Origin of the sequence: Xanthobacter versatilis (assembly GCF_043193975.1) — a bacterium.
Lineage (GTDB): Bacteria > Pseudomonadota > Alphaproteobacteria > Rhizobiales > Xanthobacteraceae > Xanthobacter > Xanthobacter autotrophicus_E.
This window is the reverse complement of sequence record NZ_JBAFVB010000010.1, coordinates 171,953-195,545: the sequence shown is the minus strand read 5'-3', so window position 1 is coordinate 195,545 and position 23,593 is coordinate 171,953. Positions and strand designations below refer to the sequence as shown.

Genomic DNA, 23,593 nt, shown 5'->3' with positions numbered 1-23,593 from the left:
TGGCGTGGACGAGGCGTCCACGGCCTGACGACAGGAGAGCGGCGCCCCCGGCGCCGCTCTTTTCGTTTGGTCCGGCTGTCGGCTGGCCGCGCCTCCTCCTTCTTGCGGCGGTGCTTGCCGCATCGGCAGGGGCAGGCGCGAAGGAGGCTTGCCCCGAGCGTCCGCCCTGCCAGGGCTGCGGCTGCAAGGGCGGCCCCGGCTATCGCGGGCCGGACGGCCGCTGTGTCGGCTTCAAGAACCTCACCAAGGTGTGCGGCGACCCACCGGAAACCCGCTGCGTGTTCGAGAACGCGCCCGGCACCGGCGCGAACCATGACTGCGCCCTCGGCATCACCCCACCGGCCGGGGCCGGGGCGACCAAGCCCGAGGAGTGACTGGCTGGCCTTGGCGGCGTTCCGCCTTGGGGAAAGCAGACCCTCGCCCCTTTACACGCGCAGCGCATGCCACTACACACACCCGTCCGATGCGCTGGGTCACTCCCCGGCGCGGCGGAGTCTACCCTCGAGGCCGGCGGGCCATGGCTCGCGCTTCGGGGTGCCGGCCTGATGCCGGGGCGATGCCTTCGGGCGACGCGCTCAGGCTATAGGAGTGTAGCTCAACTGGTTAGAGCACCGGTCTCCAAAACCGGGGGTTGGGGGTTCGAGTCCCTCCACTCCTGCCACTTCTGAGGGAAGCGGCAGGCACGGCAAGACGGCGGCACGGGGCGCGAAGACGCAAGCCCCACCCCCGCCCGGATGATCCCGTAGCAACGTCTCGCAAGAGCCGGCGCCGGCGGGGGAAGCGATTTCATGAGGCGGCGTTCGTGCCGCGGCGAAGAGGGAGCGGGCGCCGGACGGGCCGGAGCTGCCCACCTCAAGGTACAGGCGGCGAAGAGCGCTATGGCGAAGAACAGTCCTGTCGAGTTCTTTCAGCAGGTCCGCGCCGAAACGGCGAAGGTCACCTGGCCGACCCGGCGCGAGACGCTGATCACCACGGCCATGGTGTTCGTGATGGTATTCCTTGCCTCCATCTTCTTTCTCGTCGTCGACCAGGTCCTGCGCTTTGGCGTGTCGACCCTCCTGACCCTCGGGCACTGAGCGGAAAGGACGGCATCATGGCAAAGCGCTGGTACATCGTTCACGCCTATTCCAACTTCGAGAAGAAGGTGGCCGATTCGATTCGCGAGCAGGCCGATCAGCGCGGGCTCACCGACCTGTTCGAGCAGATCCTCGTGCCCACCGAGAAGGTGGTGGAGGTGCGCCGCGGCCGGAAGGTGGACGCCGAGCGCAAGTTCTTCCCCGGCTACGTTCTGGTGAAGATGGACCTCACCGACGAGGCCTTCCATCTCATCAAGAACACGCCGAAGGTCACCGGCTTCCTGGGCGCCGACAACAAGCCCATGCCCATTTCCGAATCCGAGGCCATGCGCATCCTGCAGCAGGTCCAGGAAGGCATTGAGCGGCCCAAGCCCTCCATCACCTTCGAGGTGGGCGAGACGGTGAAGGTGGCCGACGGCCCGTTCGCCTCGTTCAACGGCATCGTGGAAGAGGTGGACGAGAGCCGCTCGCGCGTGAAGGTGGCGGTGTCCATCTTCGGCCGCGCGACGCCGGTGGAACTGGAATTCGCTCAGGTCGAGAAGGTCTGAGCCGAACGGGCGGCGTTCGCGTCGCCTGAAGTGGGTGCCGTGCCGCAGGGCAGGGCGCCGGCGTGGGAGGGGAGGGAGCGTCTCGCCAAGCGCTCCTCGATCCGCACCACGCGATCCCGCCCGCCAGCCTCCGAGGGGGTGAGCGGCGCATTTTGGGAGTTGTGCAATGGCGAAGAAAATTACGGGTTACGTCAAGCTGCAGGTGCCTGCCGGCAGCGCCAATCCGGCCCCGCCGATTGGTCCCGCGCTCGGTCAGCGCGGCCTGAACATCATGGAATTCTGCAAGGCGTTCAACGCCCAGACCGCGCAGCTCGAAAAGGGCATGCCGATCCCGGTGGTGATCACCGCCTACCAGGACCGCTCCTTCACCTTCGAGCTGAAGACCCCGCCGGTCTCCTACTTCCTGAAGAAGGCCGCCGGCCTTGAGACCAAGAAGAAGCCCGGCTCCGGCTCCAAGACGCCCGGCAAGGGCACCTTCGTGGGCAAGGTCACCCGTGCCCAGCTCTCGGAGATCGCCGAGAAGAAGATGAAGGATCTGAACTGCGAGACCGTCGAGGCCGCCGTCCAGATGATCGAAGGTTCGGCCCGTTCCATGGGCCTGCAGGTTCAGGGGTGAGCGCCATGGCGAAGCAAGGCAAGCGCATCCGCGCCGTCAACGAAGGCATTGACCGCGTCAAGCTCTATCCCCTCGACGAGGCCCTGGCCCTCCTGAAGGAGCGCACCACGGCCAAGTTCGACGAGACCATCGAGGTCGCGCTGAACCTCGGCGTCGATCCCCGCCATGCGGACCAGATGGTCCGCGGCGTGTGCAACCTGCCCAACGGCTCGGGTCGTACCGTGCGCGTGGCGGTGTTCGCCCGTGGCGCCAAGGCTGACGAAGCCAAGGCGGCGGGTGCCGACATCGTCGGTGCCGAGGACCTGCTGGAGACCATCCAGGGCGGCACCATCGAGTTCGATCGCTGCATCGCGACCCCGGACCTGATGCCGCTGGTCGGCCGTCTCGGCAAGGTGCTCGGCCCGCGCGGCCTGATGCCGAACCCGAAGGTCGGCACCGTGACCATGGACGTGAAGGGCGCTGTCGCCGCCGCCAAGGGCGGCGCGGTGGAGTTCCGCGTCGAGAAGGCCGGCATCATCCATGGCGGCATCGGCAAGGCCTCGTTTCCGGCCGACAAGCTGGCCGAAAACATCCGCGCCTTCGTGGACGCGGTGGTGAAGGCCAAGCCGGCGGGCGCCAAGGGCACCTACCTGCAGCGCGTGGCGGTGTCTTCCACCATGGGCCCCGGCATCAAGGTGGAACCGGCGACCGTTCACACCGCCTGATTCCATCGACGCTTGCGCGTTTTTGAAAGGCCGGGCCTCGTGCCCGGCCTTTTGCATTGTGGGAGCTTTCGTTGCCGCCGTGTTAAGGTGGTGTCATCTTCCGGCAGGGCAGGCCTGCGTTCTGAGCGGTTCTGCTGCACTGCAGCAGGGTTTATCTTTCTCTCAAATGCTGCGTCGCAGCTGGTGTTCCGCCCCGCGGAAGGAGAAAGACAATGTACGCGCTTTACACCCTTTGGGTTGCCCTCCGCAGCTTCTTCGCCGGTGAAGTCCTGCGCCGCCGCGTGATCGACGAACTCGCTTCCCTGAGCGACCGCGACCTGTCCGACATGGGCGTCAGCCGCTCGGAGATCCGCCGCCTCGCCCGCGAAGCCGCCGAGGAAGCCATGCGCCCTGCCGCCCAGCCCGCCGCTCGCCCGGCGACGCTTGCGGGTTCGGTCCGCACCGCCTGAGACCGCACTGCCAACCGGCTCGCTCATTTGATCGGGCTGGCAAGGGAAGGGGCCGCCGCACCCAGCCCGGTGCGACGGGGAACGTGCTGACCGAAGGCTGTCGCGAAGTCCGCCTGCCTTAAGGAACCGATGCCCCTCCGCGCCGTGTGACGGGCGCACCATCCGCCTCATGCAAAAACTGCGCAAAGGGCGTGACAAGAGGCGCGCGACCCTATATATGGGCTGTTTCCGGACGGTCCGCCGTTCGGTACCAAGTATCTGTGGCTTTCACCCTTGACGGGGTGAAAGGGCTGGGAGGGTTCGCCCGCCCGGCCTCATCGTCTGTTAGATATCTGTTTTCGCGACCCTTGGGTCGTGGCGCGGATACCGGCAGGCGATAGTCCTGTCCGAGACTGCCGGCGCCCTGATGTTCGCTCAAATCGGCGAACGATCAAGGCTTAATTCTCGCACCCGCCTCGCCGAGGCGGTTTCGGAGAGCCAGCATAGACGGGGAAGACCGGAGTTTTGCCTCCGCAGGCCAGGGTCGCCAAGACTTTGTGCCGCGGGGATGAAGATCGGTTCGGAACCAGCGCCTTGCGCTTCGCGACACGGTTATCCGTGCCCGGATCAAGAGGGGACAGGGCATGAGAGCGTCGCGGATCGCGGCCTTCATGTCGCTTTCGACAGGTTGGTCGCGGCACGCGGCAAGGCGCAACCGGCGGGATCTCGAGCCCCATTCGGGGTGAGGATACCGCCACAGGCTTAAAGAGAGCCAGACGTGGATCGAGCGCAAAAACAAGAGCTCGTCACGACGCTCACGGATGTGTTCAAGAGCACGTCCGTCGTCGTGGTCGCCCACTATTCCGGCCTCACCGTTGCCCAGCTGTCGCGCCTGCGCCGGCAGATGAAGGCAAGCGGTGCGACCGTGAAGGTGGCAAAGAACCGCCTCGCCAAGATCGCTCTGGAAGGCTCCGACGTCGCCCATGTGTCGTCCCTGCTCAAGGGACCGACCCTGATCGCCTATTCCAGCGATCCGGTGGCGGCGCCGAAGGTGGCTGTCGACTTCGCCAAGACGAATGACAAGTTCGTGATCCTCGGCGGAGCGATGGGCACTACGGCCCTGAACGTGGACGGAGTGAAGGCGCTTGCGACCCTTCCGTCCCTGGACGAACTGCGTGCCAAGCTCGTCGGCCTTATCCAGGCCCCGGCGACCAAGATCGCGCAGGTCACCACCGCGCCGGCAGCCAAGCTCGCCCGCGTGTTCGGGGCCTATGCCAAACAGGACGAAGCTGCGTGAGGGCCGGGCCGCATCAGGCGGCCTGATCTCGCAAATCCAGAATCCGAACCTATCTTAAGGACTATTCCCATGGCTGACCTGACCAAGCTCGTCGACGAGCTCTCCTCCCTGACCGTTCTCGAGGCCGCCGAGCTGGCGAAGCTCCTCGAGGAGAAGTGGGGCGTTTCCGCCGCCGCCGCCGTGGCCGTTGCCGCTGCCCCGGCCGGCGCTGCCGCCGCCGCGGTGGAAGAGCAGACCGAGTTCACTGTCGTCCTGGCCGCGGCCGGCGAGAAGAAGATCGAAGTCATCAAGGAAGTGCGCGCCATCACCGGCCTGGGCCTCAAGGAAGCCAAGGACCTGGTGGAAGGTGCTCCCAAGCCCGTCAAGGAAGCCGTTTCCAAGGACGAGGCCGAGAAGCTCAAGGCCCAGCTCGAGAAGGCTGGCGCCAAGGTCGAGCTCAAGTGAGCTTGTGACGTTCAGGGTCCCGGCTTGCGCCGGGACCCTGTCCATAGCATCGCTCCCGGTGTTTCGGGGGCGATGCATCGGAGACGACGGTTCTCCCGGCAGCCGGTGCGGGCAACGCCCCGCGGCTTCCGGGAGAGCCGTCATAATGCTGAAGAGGGATGGCTTTTGCCCCCACCTCTTCAGGTTTGACGGTGGTGAGGTTCCGGTGCCGGCGCGGCGTGCCCTGGTCTCTATCGAGACGAAGGGTGCCGGCTCCAGGGGGACCAGGACGGACGAGGATCGAGATGGCGCAAACGTTCACCGGTCGTAAGCGGATCCGCAAGTTCTTCGGCAAGATCAAGGAAGTGGCCGAGATGCCGAACCTCATCGAGGTTCAGAAGGCGTCCTACGACCAGTTCCTCCAGATCGAGGAACCCAAGGGCGGACGCGACGACGACGGCCTGCAGGCGGTGTTCAAGTCGGTGTTCCCCATCTCCGACTTCTCCGGCGCCTCCATGCTGGAGTTCGTGCGCTACGAGTTCGAGCCCCCCAAGTATGACGTGGACGAGTGCCGCCAGCGCGGCATGACCTTTGCCGCCCCGCTCAAGGTGACCCTGCGCCTCATCGTGTTCGATGTGGATCCCGAAACCGGCGCCAAGTCGGTGAAGGACATCAAGGAGCAGGACGTCTACACCGGCGACATCCCGCTCATGACCATGAACGGCACGTTCATCGTGAACGGCACCGAGCGCGTCATCGTCTCCCAGATGCACCGTTCGCCGGGCGTGTTCTTCGACCACGACAAGGGCAAGACCCACTCCTCGGGCAAGCTCCTGTTCGCCGCCCGCATCATTCCCTATCGCGGCTCCTGGCTCGACATCGAGTTCGACGCCAAGGACATCGTGTTCGCCCGCATCGACCGGCGCCGGAAGATCCCGGTGACGAGCCTGCTCTATGCCCTCGGCCTCGACAACGAGGAGATCCTCTCGACCTTCTACGAGAAGATCCCCTTCACGCGTGAGAAGGGCGGCTGGCGCATGCCGTTCGATCCCAAGCGCATGAAGGGCTACAAGGCGGTCGCCGACCTGATCGACGCCGACACCGGCGAAGTCGTGCTTGAGGCCGGCAAGAAGCTGACCGTCCGCGCCGGCCGCCAGCTGGCCGAGAAGGGCCTCAAGGCCCTCAAGATCTCCGACGAGGAGATGATCGGCCAGTACATCGCCGAGGACCTGGTGGATCTCACCTCGGGCGAGATCCACGCCGAGGCGGGCGAGGAAATCACCGAGAAGACGCTGAAGCTGCTCGAAGAGACCGGCTACAACGAAATCCCGGTGCTGGACATCGACCACGTCAACACCGGCGCCTACATCCGCAACACGCTGACCGCCGACAAGAACGTGACCCGCGAGGACGCGCTCTTCGACATCTACCGCGTGATGCGCCCGGGCGAGCCGCCGACGCTGGATTCGGCGCAGGCCATGTTCCACTCGCTGTTCTTCGACAGCGAGCGCTACGACCTGTCCGCGGTCGGCCGCGTGAAGATGAACATGCGCCTCGACCTCGACTGCCCCGACACGGTGCGGGTGCTGCGCCGCGACGACATCCTCTCGGTCATCCGCACGCTGGTTGAGCTGCGCGACGGCAAGGGTGAGATCGACGACATCGACCACCTGGGCAACCGCCGCGTGCGCTCGGTGGGCGAGCTCATGGAGAACCAGTACCGCGTCGGCCTGCTGCGCATGGAGCGCGCCATCAAGGAACGCATGTCCTCCGTGGACATCGACACCGTGATGCCGCAGGACCTCATCAACGCCAAGCCGGTGGCGGCGGCGGTGCGCGAGTTCTTCGGCTCGTCCCAGCTCTCGCAGTTCATGGACCAGACCAACCCGCTGTCGGAGATCACCCACAAGCGCCGCCTCTCGGCGCTTGGCCCGGGCGGTCTGACCCGTGAGCGCGCCGGCTTCGAGGTGCGCGACGTGCACCCGACCCACTACGGCCGCATCTGCCCCATTGAGACGCCGGAAGGCCCGAACATCGGCCTCATCAACTCGCTGGCCACCTTCGCCCGCGTGAACAAGTACGGCTTCATCGAGGCGCCTTACCGCCGCGTGGTGGATTCGAAGGTCACCGACGAGGTGGTCTATCTCTCCGCCATGGAGGAGGGGAAGTATTACGTCGCGCAGGCCAACATCCCGCTCGACAAGGACGGCCGCTTCGAGGAAGACCTCATCGTCTGCCGCCATGCGGGCGACGTGCTCCTGGTCGCCCCCGACCGCGTCGACTTCATGGACGTGTCCCCCAAGCAGCTGGTCTCGGTGGCCGCGGCGCTGATCCCGTTCCTTGAGAACGACGACGCCAACCGCGCGCTCATGGGCTCCAACATGCAGCGCCAGGCGGTGCCGCTGGTGCGCTCGCAGGCGCCGCTGGTGGGCACCGGCATGGAAGCCGTGGTGGCCCGGGATTCGGGCGCCGCCATCGCCGCCCGCCGCACCGGCGTGATCGACCAGGTGGACGCCACCCGTATCGTCATCCGCGCCACGGAAGAGGCCGATCCGTCCAAGTCGGGCGTCGACATCTACCGGCTGATGAAGTTCCAGCGCTCCAACCAGTCCACCTGCATCAACCAGCGTCCGCTGGTGCGCGTGGGTGACCAGGTGAAGAAGGGCGACATCATCGCCGACGGTCCCTCGACCGAGCTCGGCGAGCTGGCGCTCGGCCGGAACGTGCTCGTCGCGTTCATGCCGTGGAACGGCTACAACTTCGAAGACTCGATCCTGCTCTCGGAGAACATCGCCAAGGAGGACGTGTTCACCTCGATCCACATCGAGGAATTCGAGGCCATGGCCCGTGACACCAAGCTCGGGCCGGAGGAAATCACCCGCGACATTCCCAACGTCTCGGAAGAGGCGCTGAAGAATCTCGACGAGGCGGGCATCGTCTATATCGGCGCGGAAGTGCGCGCCGGCGACATCCTCGTGGGCAAGATCACGCCCAAGGGCGAAAGCCCGATGACGCCGGAAGAAAAGCTGCTGCGCGCCATCTTCGGCGAGAAGGCCGCCGACGTGCGCGACACCTCGCTGCGCCTGCCGCCCGGCACCACCGGCACCATCGTGGAAGTGCGCGTGTTCAACCGCCACGGCGTGGACAAGGACGAGCGTGCCCTGGCCATCGAGCGGGAAGAGATCGAGCGCCTCGCCAAGGACCGCGACGACGAGCAGGCGATCCTGGATCGTAACGTCTACGGCCGCCTGATCGAGATCCTCGACGGCAAGACCGCCATCGCCGGCCCGAAGGGCTTCCGGAAGGAGACCGTGGTCACCCGCGAGATCCTCACCGAATACCCGCGCTCGCAGTGGTGGCTGTTCGCGGTGGCCGACGACGCCATCATGGCGGAGCTGGAAGCCATCCGCGCCCAGTATGACGACTCTAAGAAGCGTCTGGAGCAGCGGTTCCTCGACAAGGTCGAGAAGCTGCAGCGCGGCGACGAACTGCCCCCCGGCGTGATGAAGATGGTCAAGGTCTTCGTCGCGGTGAAGCGCAAGATCCAGCCCGGCGACAAGATGGCCGGCCGCCATGGCAACAAGGGCGTGGTCTCGCGCATCGTGCCCGTGGAGGACATGCCGTTCCTCGAGGACGGCACCAACGTGGACATCGTGCTGAACCCGCTGGGCGTGCCCTCGCGCATGAACGTCGGGCAGATCCTGGAGACGCACCTGGGCTGGGCCTGCGCGGGCCTCGGCCGGCAGGTGGCCGCGGCGATGGAAGCCTATTACGGCAAGCAGGACCTCAAGCCCCTGCGCGATCGCCTTGAGACCATCTACGGCAAGGACGAGATCGAGCAGCTCAAGGACGGGGAACTGCCCGAGCTGGGCGAGAACCTGCGCAAGGGCGTGCCCATGGCCACCCCGGTGTTCGACGGGGCGCACGAGGCCGACATCGAGCAGCAGCTGGAAAAGGCGGGCCTTGATGCCTCCGGCCAGTCCACGCTCTATGACGGGCGCACCGGCGAGCCGTTCGATCGTAAGGTCACGGTGGGCTACATCTACATGCTGAAGCTCCACCATCTGGTCGACGACAAGATCCACGCCCGCTCCATCGGCCCCTACTCGCTGGTCACCCAGCAGCCCCTGGGCGGCAAGGCGCAGTTCGGCGGCCAGCGCTTCGGCGAAATGGAAGTGTGGGCGCTCGAAGCCTACGGCGCGGCCTACACCCTGCAGGAGATGCTGACGGTGAAGTCCGACGACGTGGCCGGCCGCACCAAGGTCTACGAGGCCATCGTGCGCGGCGAGGACACGTTCGAGAGCGGCATTCCCGAGAGCTTCAACGTGCTCGTGAAGGAAATGCGCTCCCTCGGCCTCAACGTCGACCTCGAGAACAGCTGACGGGATCGCGCGGCCCGGTTGGGACGCGCCTGCCGCCCCGTCCTTAAGGACCACATCCGCGCATCGCGGACCGCCTGACCGGCGCATCGGCCGGTCAGGGTCGAAGATAAAGGCCCACTTCGTTTGGGAGCCAGCTCATGAACCAGGAAGTCCTGAACGTCTTCAATCCGACCGTTCCGGCCCCGGCCTTCAACCAGATCCGCATCACCATTGCGAGCCCGGACAAGATCAAGTCCTGGTCGTACGGCGAGATCAAGAAGCCGGAAACCATCAACTACCGTACGTTCAAGCCCGAGCGTGACGGCCTGTTCTGCGCGCGCATCTTCGGTCCCATCAAGGACTACGAGTGCCTGTGCGGCAAGTACAAGCGGATGAAGTACAAGGGCATCATCTGCGAGAAGTGCGGCGTCGAGGTCACCTTGTCGCGCGTGCGCCGCGAGCGCATGGGCCACATCGAGCTTGCGGCCCCGGTGGCGCACATCTGGTTCCTGAAGTCCCTGCCGAGCCGCATCGGCCTGCTGCTCGACATGACGCTGAAGGACCTCGAGCGGATCCTGTACTTCGAATATTTCGTCGTCATCGAGCCGGGCACCACCAAGCTCAAGTACCGTCAGCTCCTCTCGGAGGACGAGTACCTGCGCGCCCAGGACGAGTTCGGCGAGACCAACTTCACCGCCATGATCGGTGCCGAGGCCATCCGCGAGATCCTGCGCGGCATGGATCTGGACAAGATCGCCGCCGACCTGCGGGTGGAGATCGCCGAGGCCACCACCGAGCTGAAGCCCAAGAAGCTCGCCAAGCGCCTGAAGATCGTCGAGGCATTCCAGCAGTCCGGCAACAAGCCGGAGTGGATGATCCTCACCCACGTCCCGGTCATCCCGCCGGACCTGCGTCCGCTGGTGCCCCTCGACGGCGGCCGCTTCGCGACCTCCGACCTCAACGACCTCTACCGCCGCGTCATCAACCGCAACAACCGCCTGAAGCGGCTGATCGAGCTGCGCGCGCCGGACATCATCATCCGCAACGAGAAGCGTATGCTTCAGGAGGCGGTGGATGCGCTGTTCGACAACGGCCGCCGCGGCCGCGTCATCACGGGCGCCAACAAGCGCCCGCTGAAGTCGCTTGCCGACATGCTGAAGGGCAAGCAGGGCCGGTTCCGCCAGAACCTGCTCGGCAAGCGCGTGGACTATTCCGGCCGTTCGGTGATCGTGGTGGGTCCCGAGCTGAAGCTGCACCAGTGCGGCCTGCCCAAGAAGATGGCGCTGGAGCTGTTCAAGCCCTTCATCTATTCGCGCCTCGACGCCAAGGGCCATTCGGCCACGGTGAAGCAGGCCAAGAAGCTGGTGGAGAAGGAGCGTCCCGAGGTGTGGGACATCCTCGACGAAGTGATCCGCGAGCACCCGGTGATGCTGAACCGCGCGCCGACGCTCCACCGCCTCGGCATCCAGGCGTTCGAGCCGGTGCTCATCGAGGGCAAGGCGATCCAGCTGCATCCGCTGGTCTGCTCGGCCTTCAACGCCGACTTCGACGGTGACCAGATGGCCGTTCACGTCCCGCTCTCGCTGGAAGCCCAGCTGGAAGCGCGCGTGCTGATGATGTCCACCAACAACATCCTGCACCCGGCGAACGGCCAGCCTATCATCGTGCCGTCGCAGGACATCGTGCTCGGCCTCTACTACCTCTCCATCATGAAGGAGAAGGAGCCGGGCGAGGGCATGATGTTCGCCAACATGGCGGAGATCGACCACGCGCTGAACGCCAAGGCGATCACCCTCGCCACCAAGATCCGCGGCCGCTACAATGGCGTGGACGCGGAGGGCAAGCCGTATTCCAAGATCTATGAGACCTCGCCCGGCCGCATGAAGATCGGCGAGCTGCTGCCCAAGCACCCGAAGCTGTCCTACGACGTCGTCAACAAGCTGATGACGAAGAAGGAAATCTCCAACATGATCGATGCCGTGTACCGGCACTGCGGTCAGAAGGAGAGCGTGATCTTCTGCGACCGCATCATGGCGCTCGGCTTCTACAACGCGTTCCGAGCCGGCATCTCGTTCGGCAAGGACGACATGGTGGTGCCGAAGAAGAAGTGGGATCTGGTGGAGGAGACGCGCGCCCTCACCAAGGAATACGAGCAGCAGTACAACGACGGCCTGATTACCCAGGGCGAGAAGTACAACAAGGTCGTTGACGCCTGGGGCAAGTGCTCCGATCGGGTCGCTGAGGAGATGATGAAGGAAATCTCTTCGGTGAAGAAGGACCCGAAGACCGGTCGCGAGAAGCAGATCAACTCGATCTACATGATGAGCCACTCCGGAGCGCGTGGGTCGCCCGCTCAGATGAAGCAGCTTGCCGGCATGCGCGGCCTCATGGCCAAGCCGTCGGGCGAGATCATCGAGAGCCCGATCATCTCGAACTTCAAGGAAGGCCTGACCGTGATGGAGTACTTCAACTCCACCCACGGCGCGCGTAAGGGCCTTGCCGACACCGCTCTGAAGACCGCCAACTCGGGTTACCTCACCCGCCGCCTCGTGGACGTGGCGCAGGATTCCATCATCACCGAGCGCGATTGCGGCTCGGAGAAGGGGATCCACATGCGCGCCATCATCGACGCGGGCCAGGTGGTGGCCTCGCTCGCCTCGCGCGTCCTCGGCCGCACCGCGGCGGAAGACATCGTGGAGCCGGCCACCGGCACCGTCATCGTGCCCCGCGGCACCATGATCGAGGAATGGCACGTCGAGCGGATCAACAAGTCCGGCATCCAGGAGATCAAGATCCGCTCGGTCTTGACCTGCGAGACCCGGAACGGCGTGTGCGGCACCTGCTACGGGCGCGACCTTGCCCGCGGCACCCCGGTGAACATGGGCGAGGCGGTGGGCGTCATCGCCGCCCAGTCCATCGGTGAGCCGGGCACCCAGCTCACCATGCGCACCTTCCACATCGGCGGCGCGGCGACCCTTGCCGACAGCTCCTATGTGGAAAGCAACTTCGAGGGCATCGTCCGCATCCGTAACCGCAACGTGGCGCGGAACTCGGAAGGCGACCTCGTGGTCATGGCCCGCAACCTGGCGGTGGTCATCGTCGACGTGGACGGCACCGAGCGCGCGGTCAACCGCGTGCAGTACGGCGCCCGCCTCAAGGTGGACGAGGGCGACACCATCAAGCGCGGCCAGCGCATCGCCGAGTGGGACCCCTACACCCGTCCCATCCTGTCCGAGGTGGACGGCATCGTGGCCTTCGAGGACCTCACCGAAGGCTCCTCCATGAACGAGACGGTCGACGAGTCGACCGGCATCGCCAAGCGCGTGGTGACGGATTCGCGTTCCGGCCGTGGGCCGGAGCTTCGTCCCGCCATCCTGATCAAGGGCAAGGACGGCAAGATCATCAAGCTGCCCCGCGGCGGCGATGCCCGCTACGCCCTGCCGGTGGAGGCCATCATCTCGGTGGACCCGAACCAGACCCTCAAGGCCGGCGACGCGGTGGCCCGCGTGCCCATGGAAAGCGCCAAGACCCGCGACATCACGGGCGGTCTGCCGCGCGTGGCGGAGCTGTTCGAGGCCCGGCGCCCCAAGGATGCGGCGATCATCGCCGAGATCTCGGGCACCATCCGCTTCGGCCGCGACTACAAGAACAAGCGCCGGCTCTCCATCGAGCCGGCGGACGGCGGGGATGCGGTCGAATACCTGATCCCGAAGGGCAAGCACATCCATCTCCAGGACGGCGACGTGGTGGAGAAGGGCGACTTCATCGTCGACGGCAACCCGGCGCCGCACGACATCCTGGCGATCAAGGGCGTGGAAGAGCTTGCCGCCTTCCTCGTCAATGAGATCCAGGAGGTCTACCGGCTCCAGGGCGTGCACATCAACGACAAGCACATCGAAGTGATTGTCCGGAACATGCTGCAGAAGGTTGAGATCGACGACAGCGGCGAGACCGACTTCCTTGACGGCGAGCAGGTGGACCGCATCGAGTTCATCGAAGCGAACGAGAAGGCTGCGGAAGAGGCAAAGAAGCCTGCTACCGGCCATCCCGTGCTGCTGGGCATCACCAAGGCCTCGCTGCAGACCCGCTCCTTCTTCTCGGCGGCCTCGTTCCAGGAGACCACCCGCGTCCTCACCGAGGCGGCGGTCAACGGCAAGGTGGATCCGCTGGAAGGCCTGAAGGAGAACGTCATCGTCGGCCGTCTCATCCCGGCCGGCACCGGCGCCCAGATGGCGCGCCTGCGCACCATCGCCAACAGCCGCGACGACCTCATCGTCGCGACCCGCGACGAGCAGAGCGAAGGCCAGCCCCTGGTGCAGGGCCCCGCCGACGCGGCGGAGTGAGCGCCAGGCGACAGCCTGACGGAACAAGGAAAGGCCGCCCCCCGGGGCGGCCTTTTCTTTTGGGGGAGCGGCGGGGCGGAAAGCGGGCGCGTTTCCACGCGCGCTGCGTTTCGCCGGCGGGATTGGAGGCTGGTCGCGAGGGCGGACGGATTGGGACCGCCGCCCTATGCCCGGCTCAAGCAACGTGCTTGTGCTGACCGCGCCGGTCTGCCTTCGACCTCGCCGTCTTAGCGGCGCATCCAGCCCCGCAATGATTTGAAAAAGCCGATCGTGTCGCACCAGAGCGGCTCCTACCATCCGGTCGCTGAAGCGCGTTCCGGCCTCCCGGGCCGCAAAAAGAAAGGCCGCCGGGGCGGTTCTGCCCGGGCGGCCCTTTTGCTCTTTCCTCCGCCGCCCAGCCGGGCGGCAGGACTTCACTTCAGCAGGTCATGGACCAGCATGGAGGTTTCCGGCACCAGGGTCACGATCATCAGCGTCACCCACAGGGCCAGCATGAACGGCCAGATCGACCGCACCACCTGGGACACCGACACCTCGCCGATGGCGCAGCCAAGATAAAAGGCGGCGCCCACGGGCGGGGTATTGAGGCCGATGGTGGAGTTGAGCAGCACGATGATGCCGAACTGCACCGGGTCCATGCCGTAGTGCTGGACGATGGGCAGGAAGATGGGCGTGCACACCAGGATATGGGCCGCCATGTCCAGGAAGATGCCGAACAGGAACAGCGCGATATTGACCAGGATGAAGATCACCCACGGCCGCGTGCTGATGCTGGCCAGAGCATCGCCCACCATGTCGGCGATGCCGTAGATGCTCATGAGATAGCCGAACATGGTGGAGATGCCGATCAGCAGCAGCACGATGCCGGTGGTCTTGGCGGCCTTCGCCGCCGCCATGAGGAAGTGTTGCCAGGTGAGGCTACGGTAGACCAGGGTGGTGAGCAGCAGGGCGTAGCCCACCGCCACGGCGCCCGCCTCGGCCGCGGTGAAGACGCCCGACAGGATGCCGCCGACGATGATCACCACGATGAACAGCCCAGGCAGCGCCGCCGCAAGGCTCAGCCACACTTCGCCCCAGCCGGTGAACGGGCTGCTGGGATAGCCACGTGAGCGCGCCACGAAATAGGCGGCCAGCAGGTTGGCGATGGTGAGCATGGCCGCGGGCACGGCGCCGGCCATGATCAGCGAGCTCATGGAGACCGCGCCGCCGGCGGCCAGCGAATAGATGATCATGTTGTGGCTGGTGGGCATCAGCGCGCCCACGAGCGAGGAATAGGTGGTGACGTTCACCGCATAGTCGGCGTCGATCCCCTCCTTCTTCATGAGCGGGATCAGCGCCGAGCCCATGGCCGACACATCGGCCACCGGCGAGCCGGAAATGCCGCCGAACATGGTGCAGGCCACCACATTGGTCATGCCCAGTCCGCCGCGCACATGGCCCACCAGCGCCTTCGAGCAGCGGATGATGCGGTGCGCGACGCCGCCATACATCATCAGTTCACCGGTCAGGATGAAGAACGGGATGGTGAGGAAGGCGAAGACATTCATGCCCGACGCCATCCGCTGGAACACCACCGCGAGCGGCAATCCTTCGTAAAGAACGGTGGCGATGGAAGAAAGGCCGATGGCGAACACCACCGGCATGCCGATGAGGAGCGTGGCGATGAAGGTGACGACAAGAATGATCAGTGCCATGACGCAACCACCTTGATATTCAATAGAGTTGCGACGATGCGCTCCACCGCGAACATGCTGATGAGGATCCCGCCGATGGCGAGCGGGATGTAGGACCAGGCCTGCGAGATCGGCAGGCCGGGATTGACGTACGCCCACATCTCGTCGGCCAGGATCGCGCCGCCCCAGGCCATGCACAGGCCGAACACGATCATGCCGAGATAGACCACGATCAGCCCGGCCTTCCGGATCGGCGGCGGAGCCAAGATCAGGATGGATTCAACGCCGATGTGCCGGTCGTCGCGCACGCCCACGGCGGCGGCGAAGCACGTGACATAGAGCACGAGCACGAGGGCGAAGATCTCGGTCCAGGCCGGCGAGTCGTTCAGCACGTAGCGGCCGAAGATCTGGTAGAGCACTGAGACGGTGATCAGCATCAGCCCCGCCACCGAGAGCTTGAGGCAGATGCGCGACAGCAAGGCGTGGACGGCGAAATAGGTGCCGAGCCATCCCGTTGTGTTCAGGGTCGTGCGGCCTTGCGGGGCCAATGGGTCAGTGGGCGGGGGGGCGTCCATGGCGTGTCCTCCGGGAAGGGTCCTCGCGGTGCCTCGTCCTCGGCCACCTTCGGCTGCACCGCTTCTGGCGCGGTGCAGCCCTCCGGGTCCGGCAGGATGTGCCGAGGCAGCGGCGGCTTATTGGGCCGCCTTGATGCGCGTGATCATGTCCTTGAGCTTGGGATCGGTGACGAACTGGTCGTAGAGCGGCTGCACCGCGGCCTGGAACGGCGCCTTGTCGATGGTGATGACCTCGACGCCGGCCTTCTCCACCTTCTCGCGCGAGGAGATTTCCATGGCGTCCCAGAGCTGGCGCATGTAGCCGACCGAGTTCTTGGCCGCCTTGCGCACCTGGGCCTGCTCCTCGGGCGTGAAGCTGTCAAACACGCGCTTGGAGATCAGCAGCACTTCCGGCGCCATGGAGTGCTCGCTCAGGCTGTAGTTCTTGGCCGCCTCGTAATGGTGGAAATTGTCGTAGCTCGGCCAGTTGTTTTCCGCGCCGTCGATGAGGCCGCTCTTGAGGCCGGTGAAGACCTCGCCGGCGGGCATGGGCGTGGCGTTGGCGCCGAGCAGCTTCATCATGGACACCCAGATGTCGGACTGCTGCACGCGGATCTTCTTGCCCTTCAGGTCCTCCAGCTTGCGGATGGGCGTGGTGGCATAGAAGGAGCGGGCGCCGGAATCGTAGAAGGCGAGGCCCACCAGGCCGTGGGACGCGCAATCGGCGAGGATCTCGTCGCCGATGGGCCCGTCGAGCACGGCGCGCATGTGCGCCTTGTCACGGAACAGGAAGGGCAGGACCGGCACGGTCATGGCCGGGCACACGGTGTTCAGCGTGCCGGAATTGATGCGGATGAAGTCCAGAGCGCCGAGCTTCACCTGCTCGATGGTGTCCTTCTCGCTGCCGAGCTGCGAGTTCGGGAAGACCTTGATGGAGATCTTGCCGTTGGTCTCCTTGTTCAGCTCGTCGCTCATGGACTGGACGGCCTTGACCGTCGGATAGTCCGCGGGCTGCACGTCGGCGGAGCGGTACTGCCGTGCCTGTGCCGCGAGCGGCGTAAGGGCGATCACCGAAGTCATCGCCGCGGCGACATAGAGCGCCAATCCCTTCATGTCTTCCTCCCTGTCCGTATTTGCTGGATCTCGGTGTCTTTGAGCTTGGGTCGCCGGGGCTAGATGCGCGCCCCGGTGGGTGTTTCTGCGGGCAATGCCTCGAAGGCCGGCAGGGTGAACAGCGCCTGCGGATTGTCGACCAGCGCGCGGGTGCGGGCGGCCTCGTCCGGCAGCCAGCCGAGGATGGTTTCGGCGAGCACGGCATCGTCGGGATAGTCGGCGGTGGCCTTCACCATGTTGTGGGGCCAGTTGGTGCCCCACACGATGCGCTCCGGTGCGTAGGCCGCGATCACGCGGGCCACCGCCGCGACATCCTCGAACAAGGGCGCGCCCGTCGTCGAGGATTCATAGCAGCCGGCGAACTTGAAGAAGGCGCGCCTGGTGTCGAGCAGGCGCTTCACGGCGTCCACCTCGGGGCCGTCGGGGCGGATGCCGCCGAAGAACTTGCCGTGGTGGTCGAGCACCCAGCGCGATTTCAGAGCCATCAGGCGCGGCAGGTGATCGAGGATGCGGCTGCCGTCGAACTGGACCGCCAGCATCCAGCCCATGGATGCGGCGCGCGCATCCACCGCCTCCAGCGCCTCGAGGCCGACCGCACCGCCCGGCAGGTCCATGATACGGGTGCCCACGATGCCGGCGTCGGCGAGCCGCTGCAGTTCGGCATCGGCCGTGTCGTCGTCGATGACCGCGACGCCGTGCGCGCAGGCGCCCATCTCGGCGAGGCAGGCAATCAGGTTGCCATTGTCGCGCTGGTGGGCGTTGCCCTGGGTGATGATGACCCGGTCGATGCCGAGCCACGCCATCACCTGGCGATACTGCGCCGCGTCGGGCAGGGCGCCCACCGGCAGGCCGGGGCCGCCGGGCAGCGCGGGGAAGCCCGGCAGATACATGTGCATCTGCGTGTCCACCGCGCCGGGCGGGAAGGGGGGAACGGGCGGGCGGCCCGACAGCTTGCGCTCCAGCATGTCAGGCCTCCTTCGGACGAAATTCGGCGAGCGCGTCGCGGTTGATCTCGATGCCGAGGCCCGGCCCGTCCGGAATGGCGACGACGCCCTTCACATGCTCCAGCGGCGTCTTCACCACCGCCTGGCGGAACGGATTGTGGGTGCGGTCAAATTCGAGGATCGGCTCGATGGGGCGGGTGCGCACCGGGTTCGGCACCATGGCTGCCATGAATTGCAGCGCGGCCGCGATCTGCACCGCCGTGCCCCACACGTGCGGCACCACACGCACCCCGTGGAGCGCCGCAAGGTCGGCCACGCGCTTGGCCTCGGTGAAGCCGCCCACACCGCACAGGTCCGGCTGGATGATGTCCACGGCCCGGGTCTCGATGGGTTCGCGCATGCCCCAGCGGGTGTGCCACGTCTCGCCCCCGGCGACGGGGATGGGCTGGCCGTCCTTCACCGCCCGGTAGGCGGCAAGCTGCTCGGGAACCACCGGCTCTTCAAACCAGTCGACGCCATACTCAACCGCCCGATTGCCGAACTGTATGGCTTCCAACGCGTCATAGCCGTGGTTGGCATCCACCATCAGGCGCATGTCCGGGCCGACGGCCTCGCGCACGGCCTTGAGCACCTTCAGGTCGGCGTCCACGCCGAAGCCGATCTTGATCTTCGCGGCGTGGAAGCCGGCGGCGGCATGGGTTGCCATCTCGGTGGCATTGTCGGCGACGCGGTCGACCCCGTCCCGCACGAAGCTGCCGGTGGCGTAGGCGCGCACGCTCTCGCGGAAGCGCCCGCCCAGGAGCGTGGCCACCGACACGCCGAAATGCTTGCCCTTGATGTCCCACAGCGCGATATCGATGCCGGACAGCGCAGTGACGGTGAGGCCGCGCTGGCCCTGATCACGCAGGGCGTTGTAGAGGGTCGCCCAGATCTTCTCGGTTTCCAGCGGATCGGCGCCGATGAGCCAGTTGGCATAGGCCGCCACCACCGACGCATTGGGCCGCGCCGGGCCGAGGCACTCGCCCCAGCCCGTGGTGCCATCGTCGCACACGATCTCGACCAGCACATGGGTGCGACGGTCGAAGCGCATGGATGCGCTCTCGAACGGCACGTCGAGCCGATGGTCGAGAAGGTGGGTGTGGACCGCCGCGATCTTCATGGGCGCCGCCTGTTCACTTTTCCAGTGCTCACCGCTTCCAGGTGCCGATAAGGGCGTCGAGCATGGCTTCCTCCTCAATGGTGAGGTCGTCGAGGGGCGCACGCACTGGGCCGGCGGCGAATCCCTGCAGCCGCACGCCGGCCTTGATGGCGGCCACCGCATAGCCCTTGCGCCGGTTGCGGATGGCCATGAAGGGATAGAAGAAGTCCCGCAGCAGCCGCTCGCAGGTCGACCGGTCGCCGGCGCGCAGGGCCCTGTAGAACTCCACCGCGAGGCCGGGCACGAAGTTGAACACCGCCGAGGAATAGGTGGTGAAGCCGGCGCCGAGATAGGCCTCGGCGAACAGCTCCGCCGTGGGCATGCCGCCGAGATAGATCAGCCGGTCGCCCATGGTGGCCGTGATCTGGCGTACGAGGCCGATCTGCCCGGTGCCGTCCTTGAAGCCTACGAGGTTCGGGCAGGCGTCGCACAGGCGCGCCAGCGTCTCGACCCCGAGCACGGAATTGTCGCGGTTGTAGACCATCACGCCGATGCCCACGGCATCGCAGATCTGCTTCACCAGCGCGTAGAGGCCTTCCTGCGGGGCGTCGATGAGATAGTGCGGCAGCAGCAGCAGGCCGTCCGCGCCGGCCTTCTCGGCCGCCTTCGCGATCTCGACGCCCACCACCGAGCCGAAGCCGCAGCCGGCGACGATGGCGGTCTTGCCCGCCGCTTCCTTGGCCGCGGAAACGATGCCGGGAATCTCGGACGGCGCGAGCGAGAAGAATTCGCCAGTGCCGCCGGCGGCGAACAGCACCGGCGCGTCATAGCCCGCCAGCCATTCGATATGCTGCTTGTAGCTCTCCGCGTTGAAGCGGCCATCCGCATGAAAATGCGTGACCGGGAACGACAGGAGGCCCGAGCCGAGCGCGGTCTTTATGTCCTGCGGGTTCATCACGGCTCCTCTGCCATATAACCAGGGCAGAGTTGTCATACATGTATGGCCAACAGGCGTCAATAACTTATATTACATGTTTGCGCCGGGTCTGCAGCAGCGTGCGATAGCGCGCCTGGCTACCGCGCAGGTGGACGCGCATGGCCTCGCGCGCCGCATCCTCGTCGCCGCGGGAGATGGCCACGACGATGCGCTGGTGCTCCTCGTCGATCATCTTGATGTAGGACGACACGCGCTCCACGCTCTGGCCTTCGCCCTCCAGCACCGCGCGGGGAATGGCGTCGCGGCCGATCATGGCGAGGAATTCGCGGAAGCGCGGGTTGTTGGTGGCGTCGGCGATGGCGAGGTGCAGGGCAAGGTCCGCCTCCACCGTTGAGCGGCCTTCGTCCAGCGCGGTCCGCACCGCGAAATGCCGCTCGAAAATCACCTCTTCCTGCGCCGGGGAGCGGCGCGCGGCGGCCAGCCCCGCGGCCTCCACCTCCACGCCGGTGCGCAGCTCCAGCAGCTCTATGGTGGAGGAAACGCGTGCGCCATCAACATTCTGGAAGGACAGGAGCGGGGTGGTGGTGGCGTGGTCGAGCACGAACACGCCCGCGCCCTGGCGCGCTTCCACCAGCCCGTCCGAGCGCAGGGCGGCCACCGCCTCGCGCACCACGGTGCGGCTGACGCCATGGGCCTGGGTGAGCTGGGCCTCGCTGGGCAGCTTGGCGCCGGGCGGAAACTCGCCGGACAGGATCATCTGCCGCAGCGCGTCGCTGACCTGGGCCACGAGCGTGCCGGCGGCGCGGCCGCCGGGCGGATGGGCGCTTGCGTGAGAACCTGCCGGGGAGGCGCCGCGCGGGTTTCCCTGGGCGCCTTCCTGGGCAACCCTCTGGGCGGCGGACTTCAGGCGACTGCGCACCCGCTTCTCCCTTGCTGATTCCGGCCTGCCGGTATGGCCCCGGCCATGGTGGCGAGTTCCATACATGTCTGTCAAGTTTGGCCGAACATTGACCGGAATGTCCATACATGTATGATGACTTATCATTTTCCAGCCGGATGCGGGCGCGCAAGATCCAGCCAAGAGGTCCAAATGCTGAAACGACTCCTGCTCACGGGCGCCGCCGGTGGGCTCGGGCGGGCCATCCGCCCGCACCTTGCGCGGTTTGCCGAGACCGTGCGCGTCTCCGACATCGCCGACCTGGGCGCCGTGGCCCCCCATGAGGAGGCGGTGCGCTGCGATCTCTCCGACGCCGCGGCGGTGCGCGATCTGGTTGCGGGATGCGACGGCATCGTGCATCTGGGCGGCATCTCGGTGGAGGACAAATTCTCGAAGATCGTGGGCGCCAACATCGTCGGCCTCTACAATCTCTATGAGGCGGCGCGGGCCGAGGGCCAGCCGCGCATCCTGTTTGCTTCCTCCAACCACACGATCGGCTTCTACCGGCAGGACGAGCACCTCGATGCCGCCGCCCCGCTCCGGCCGGACGGGCTCTACGGCGTGTCCAAATGCTTCGGCGAGGCGCTGGCCCGCATGTATTTCGAGAAGTTCGGGCAGGAAACGGCGCTGGTGCGGATCGGCAGCTGCATGGAGAAGCCCACCAATTACCGCATGCTCTCCACCTGGATGTCGTATGAGGACTTCCTCGCCCTCATCGGCTGCATCTTCCGCGCCCCCCGGCTCGGCTGCCCGGTGATCTGGGGCGTGTCCGACAATGACACGAGGTGGTGGGACAATAGCGCCGTCTCCTATCTCGGCTGGCGGCCGCGCGACAATGCCGAGCGCTTCCGCGCCGAGCTGGAGGCGAACCTGCCACGGCCGGCGCCCGATGCGCCCATGGCGCTTTATCAGGGTGGCCAGTTCACCCAGGATCCGATTTTCGAGGAGAAGTGAGATGGACGCGACCCCTGACGGCGGCCACCTGATCGCCGGGGCCTGGGTAGCCGGCGGCCCCACCTTCGAGAGCGCGCCGGCCACCGGCGAGCCGCGCCGCTTCTTCTCGGCCACCGAGGCGGAGGTGGATGCGGCCGCACGCGCGGCGGAAGACGCCTTCGCCTCGTTTGGCTGGTCCAGCCGCAAGGCGCGGGCGGAGTTCCTCGACGCCATCGCCGCGCAGATGGAGGCGCGCGGCGCCGACATCACCGCCATCGCGCAGGAGGAGACCGGCCTGCCGGCGCCCCGCCTCGCCGGGGAACTGGCGCGCACCACCGGGCAATTGCGCCTGTTCGCCCGCCACATCCTTGCCGGCGCCTATCTGGACCGGCGCCACGACGTGGCCTTGCCGGACCGCCAGCCCCTGCCACGGCCGGACATTCGGCTGATGCAACGGCCCATCGGGCCGGTGGCGGTGTTCGGCGCCTCCAACTTCCCGCTCGCCTTCTCTGTGGCTGGCGGCGACACCGCCTCTGCCCTCGCCGCCGGCTGCCCGGTGGTGGTGAAGGGCCATCCCGCCCATCCCGGCACCAGCCAGAAGGTGGCCGAGGCCATCGACGCAGCGCGCGCGGCGCTGGACCTTCATCCCGGCGTGTTCGCTCTGCTCCAGTCCTTCACGGTGGAGGGCGGCACCGCGCTGGTGCGCCATCCGCTCATCAAGGCGGTGGGGTTCACCGGCAGTCTCGGCGCGGGGCGTGCCCTGTTCGACCTGTGCGCCGCCCGCCCGGAACCCATCCCCTTCTTCGGCGAGCTGGGCTCGGTCAATCCCATGTTCCTGCTCCCGGCGGCGCTGAAGGCGCGTAGCGGTACGCTCGGCGCCGGCTGGGCCGGGTCGCTCTCCATGGGCGTCGGCCAGTTCTGCACCAATCCCGGCATCGCCTTCGCCGTCGACGGGCCGGACACGGATGCCTTCCTTGCCGCGACTGAGGCGGGACTGGGACAGGTGGCGCCGCAGCCCATGCTGACCGATGGCATCGCCGCCGCCTTCCGCCGCGGGCGGGACCATGTGGCGCAGGCGCCTGCCGTGCGCTGTGCGCTGAAGGCAGACGCCGACGGCCGCAACGGCGCGCCGGCCTTGTTCGAGACCACGGGCGCCGCCTTCCGCGCCGATTCAAGCCTTGCTCACGAGGTGTTCGGGCCGCTCGGCATCCTGGTGCGGGTCGAGGATGAGGATGAGATGGTCGCGCTCGCGGCGGGGCTGGAAGGCCAACTCACCGCCACCCTCCAGATGGATGCGGACGACACGCCGCTGGCCAAGCGGCTGATGCCGATCCTGGAGCGCAAGGCAGGCCGGGTGCTGGCCAATGGCTTTCCCACCGGCGTCGAGGTCTGCGATGCCATGGTGCATGGCGGGCCTTATCCCGCCTCCACCAATTTCGGCGCCACCTCGGTGGGGACGATGGCCATCCGCCGCTTCCTGCGACCGGTGAGCTACCAGAACCTGCCCGACGCGCTGTTGCCGGCGGACCTGCTGGAAGGCGGGGCCTGAGCGGCCCCGTCTCGAAGGT

General features: G+C 66.5%; 19 protein-coding genes and 1 tRNA gene. 13 read left to right on the top strand and 7 right to left on the bottom strand.

The window, feature by feature from the left end:
* The 11 genes from V5F66_RS18380 to rpoC all read left to right on the top strand — a co-directional run.
* Nucleotides 1-374, top strand: a 374-nt coding sequence (locus V5F66_RS18380) for a hypothetical protein (protein WP_394094449.1), incomplete at its 5' end; no start/stop codon positions are given.
* Between the two features lie 210 nt (nt 375-584).
* Nucleotides 585-661: transfer RNA gene (locus V5F66_RS18375), tRNA-Trp, on the top strand.
* 217 nt (nt 662-878) lie between these two features.
* Entirely contained in the window at nt 879-1,076 is a 198-nt protein-coding gene (gene secE, locus V5F66_RS18370) for a preprotein translocase subunit SecE (RefSeq protein ID WP_012115333.1), read from the top strand.
* Nucleotides 1,077-1,093: 17 nt separating this feature from the next.
* Nucleotides 1,094-1,624 carry a transcription termination/antitermination protein NusG gene (gene nusG / locus V5F66_RS18365; RefSeq protein ID WP_012115334.1) on the top strand — a complete coding sequence of 177 codons (531 nt, stop codon included), beginning with the start codon at nt 1,094-1,096 and terminating at the stop codon, nt 1,622-1,624.
* Between the two features lie 166 nt (nt 1,625-1,790).
* Nucleotides 1,791-2,240, top strand: a complete 450-nt coding sequence (gene rplK, locus V5F66_RS18360) for a 50S ribosomal protein L11 (protein WP_012115335.1) — start codon at nt 1,791-1,793, stop codon at nt 2,238-2,240.
* 5 nt (nt 2,241-2,245) lie between these two features.
* On the top strand, nt 2,246-2,944 hold the full coding sequence (rplA, locus tag V5F66_RS18355) for a 50S ribosomal protein L1 (RefSeq protein ID WP_012115336.1): 699 nt from the start codon (nt 2,246-2,248) through the stop codon (nt 2,942-2,944).
* Between the two features lie 212 nt (nt 2,945-3,156).
* The gene (locus tag V5F66_RS18350) at nt 3,157-3,393 is read left to right on the top strand and encodes a DUF1127 domain-containing protein (RefSeq protein ID WP_394001119.1); all 237 of its coding nucleotides are present in this window, start codon (nt 3,157-3,159) and stop codon (nt 3,391-3,393) included.
* 757 nt (nt 3,394-4,150) lie between these two features.
* Nucleotides 4,151-4,669: a 50S ribosomal protein L10 gene (gene rplJ / locus V5F66_RS18345; RefSeq protein ID WP_012115337.1), complete on the top strand. Its 519-nt coding sequence runs from the start codon at nt 4,151-4,153 to the stop codon at nt 4,667-4,669.
* 69 nt (nt 4,670-4,738) lie between these two features.
* Nucleotides 4,739-5,113: a 50S ribosomal protein L7/L12 gene (gene rplL / locus V5F66_RS18340; protein WP_012115338.1), complete on the top strand. Its 375-nt coding sequence runs from the start codon at nt 4,739-4,741 to the stop codon at nt 5,111-5,113.
* Nucleotides 5,114-5,397: 284 nt separating this feature from the next.
* A complete protein-coding gene (rpoB, locus tag V5F66_RS18335; protein WP_012115339.1) occupies nt 5,398-9,474 on the top strand; it encodes a DNA-directed RNA polymerase subunit beta in 4,077 nt (1,358 codons plus the stop codon).
* A gap of 137 nt (nt 9,475-9,611) precedes the next feature.
* Nucleotides 9,612-13,796, top strand: a complete 4,185-nt coding sequence (gene rpoC, locus V5F66_RS18330; RefSeq protein ID WP_394094448.1) for a DNA-directed RNA polymerase subunit beta' — start codon at nt 9,612-9,614, stop codon at nt 13,794-13,796.
* 413 nt (nt 13,797-14,209) lie between these two features.
* Here the strand turns inward: rpoC and V5F66_RS18325 are convergent, their stop codons facing one another.
* The 7 genes from V5F66_RS18325 to V5F66_RS18295 all read right to left on the bottom strand — a co-directional run bounded on the left by V5F66_RS18325 (nt 14,210) and on the right by V5F66_RS18295 (nt 21,140).
* The gene (locus tag V5F66_RS18325; protein WP_012115341.1) at nt 14,210-15,490 is read right to left on the bottom strand and encodes a TRAP transporter large permease; all 1,281 of its coding nucleotides are present in this window, start codon (nt 15,488-15,490) and stop codon (nt 14,210-14,212) included.
* Nucleotides 15,481-16,044, bottom strand: a complete 564-nt coding sequence (locus V5F66_RS18320) for a TRAP transporter small permease (protein ID WP_012115342.1) — start codon at nt 16,042-16,044, stop codon at nt 15,481-15,483. Before V5F66_RS18320 ends, V5F66_RS18325 begins: the two co-directional genes overlap by 10 nt.
* Before the next feature lie 117 nt (nt 16,045-16,161).
* Nucleotides 16,162-17,136 carry a TRAP transporter substrate-binding protein gene (locus V5F66_RS18315; RefSeq protein WP_394001122.1) on the bottom strand — a complete coding sequence of 325 codons (975 nt, stop codon included), beginning with the start codon at nt 17,134-17,136 and terminating at the stop codon, nt 16,162-16,164.
* 59 nt (nt 17,137-17,195) lie between these two features.
* A complete protein-coding gene (locus V5F66_RS18310) occupies nt 17,196-18,101 on the bottom strand; it encodes an amidohydrolase family protein (RefSeq protein ID WP_394094447.1) in 906 nt (301 codons plus the stop codon).
* Between the two features lies 1 nt (nt 18,102).
* Complete coding sequence (locus V5F66_RS18305) at nt 18,103-19,239, bottom strand: mandelate racemase/muconate lactonizing enzyme family protein (protein ID WP_394094446.1); 1,137 nt, start codon at nt 19,237-19,239, stop codon at nt 18,103-18,105.
* Nucleotides 19,240-19,267: 28 nt separating this feature from the next.
* Nucleotides 19,268-20,173 (bottom strand): 5-dehydro-4-deoxyglucarate dehydratase, encoded by a 906-nt coding sequence (gene kdgD, locus V5F66_RS18300; RefSeq protein ID WP_394001128.1) that lies wholly within the window; start codon nt 20,171-20,173, stop codon nt 19,268-19,270.
* 67 nt (nt 20,174-20,240) lie between these two features.
* Complete coding sequence (locus V5F66_RS18295; RefSeq protein ID WP_394094445.1) at nt 20,241-21,140, bottom strand: FadR/GntR family transcriptional regulator; 900 nt, start codon at nt 21,138-21,140, stop codon at nt 20,241-20,243.
* A 108-nt stretch (nt 21,141-21,248) separates the two neighbouring features.
* Between V5F66_RS18295 and V5F66_RS18290 the strand changes: the two genes are divergently transcribed.
* Nucleotides 21,249-22,046, top strand: coding sequence for an NAD-dependent epimerase/dehydratase family protein (locus tag V5F66_RS18290; protein WP_394001365.1), 798 nt, complete (start codon nt 21,249-21,251; stop codon nt 22,044-22,046).
* Nucleotide 22,047: 1 nt separating this feature from the next.
* Nucleotides 22,048-23,574: an aldehyde dehydrogenase (NADP(+)) gene (locus V5F66_RS18285; RefSeq protein ID WP_394094444.1), complete on the top strand. Its 1,527-nt coding sequence runs from the start codon at nt 22,048-22,050 to the stop codon at nt 23,572-23,574.
* Nucleotides 23,575-23,593: the final 19 nt, after the last annotated feature.

Excerpts from the sequence above, each read along its gene's own strand:
- secE (WP_012115333.1), top strand. The coding sequence starts at position 879 with ATGGCGAAGAACAGTCCTGTCGAGTTCTTTCAGCAGGTCCGCGCCGAA.
- nusG (WP_012115334.1), top strand. The coding sequence starts at position 1,094 with ATGGCAAAGCGCTGGTACATCGTTCACGCCTATTCCAACTTCGAGAAG.
- rplK (WP_012115335.1), top strand. The coding sequence starts at position 1,791 with ATGGCGAAGAAAATTACGGGTTACGTCAAGCTGCAGGTGCCTGCCGGC.
- rplA (WP_012115336.1), top strand. The coding sequence starts at position 2,246 with ATGGCGAAGCAAGGCAAGCGCATCCGCGCCGTCAACGAAGGCATTGAC.
- V5F66_RS18350 (WP_394001119.1), top strand. The coding sequence starts at position 3,157 with ATGTACGCGCTTTACACCCTTTGGGTTGCCCTCCGCAGCTTCTTCGCC.
- rplL (WP_012115338.1), top strand. The coding sequence starts at position 4,739 with ATGGCTGACCTGACCAAGCTCGTCGACGAGCTCTCCTCCCTGACCGTT.
- rpoB (WP_012115339.1), top strand. The coding sequence starts at position 5,398 with ATGGCGCAAACGTTCACCGGTCGTAAGCGGATCCGCAAGTTCTTCGGC.
- rpoC (WP_394094448.1), top strand. The coding sequence starts at position 9,612 with ATGAACCAGGAAGTCCTGAACGTCTTCAATCCGACCGTTCCGGCCCCG.
- V5F66_RS18325 (WP_012115341.1), bottom strand. The coding sequence starts at position 15,490 with ATGGCACTGATCATTCTTGTCGTCACCTTCATCGCCACGCTCCTCATC.
- V5F66_RS18320 (WP_012115342.1), bottom strand. The coding sequence starts at position 16,044 with ATGGACGCCCCCCCGCCCACTGACCCATTGGCCCCGCAAGGCCGCACG.
- V5F66_RS18315 (WP_394001122.1), bottom strand. The coding sequence starts at position 17,136 with ATGAAGGGATTGGCGCTCTATGTCGCCGCGGCGATGACTTCGGTGATC.
- V5F66_RS18310 (WP_394094447.1), bottom strand. The coding sequence starts at position 18,101 with ATGCTGGAGCGCAAGCTGTCGGGCCGCCCGCCCGTTCCCCCCTTCCCG.
- V5F66_RS18305 (WP_394094446.1), bottom strand. The coding sequence starts at position 19,239 with ATGAAGATCGCGGCGGTCCACACCCACCTTCTCGACCATCGGCTCGAC.
- kdgD (WP_394001128.1), bottom strand. The coding sequence starts at position 20,173 with ATGAACCCGCAGGACATAAAGACCGCGCTCGGCTCGGGCCTCCTGTCG.
- V5F66_RS18295 (WP_394094445.1), bottom strand. The coding sequence starts at position 21,140 with ATGTATGGAACTCGCCACCATGGCCGGGGCCATACCGGCAGGCCGGAA.
- V5F66_RS18285 (WP_394094444.1), top strand. The coding sequence starts at position 22,048 with ATGGACGCGACCCCTGACGGCGGCCACCTGATCGCCGGGGCCTGGGTA.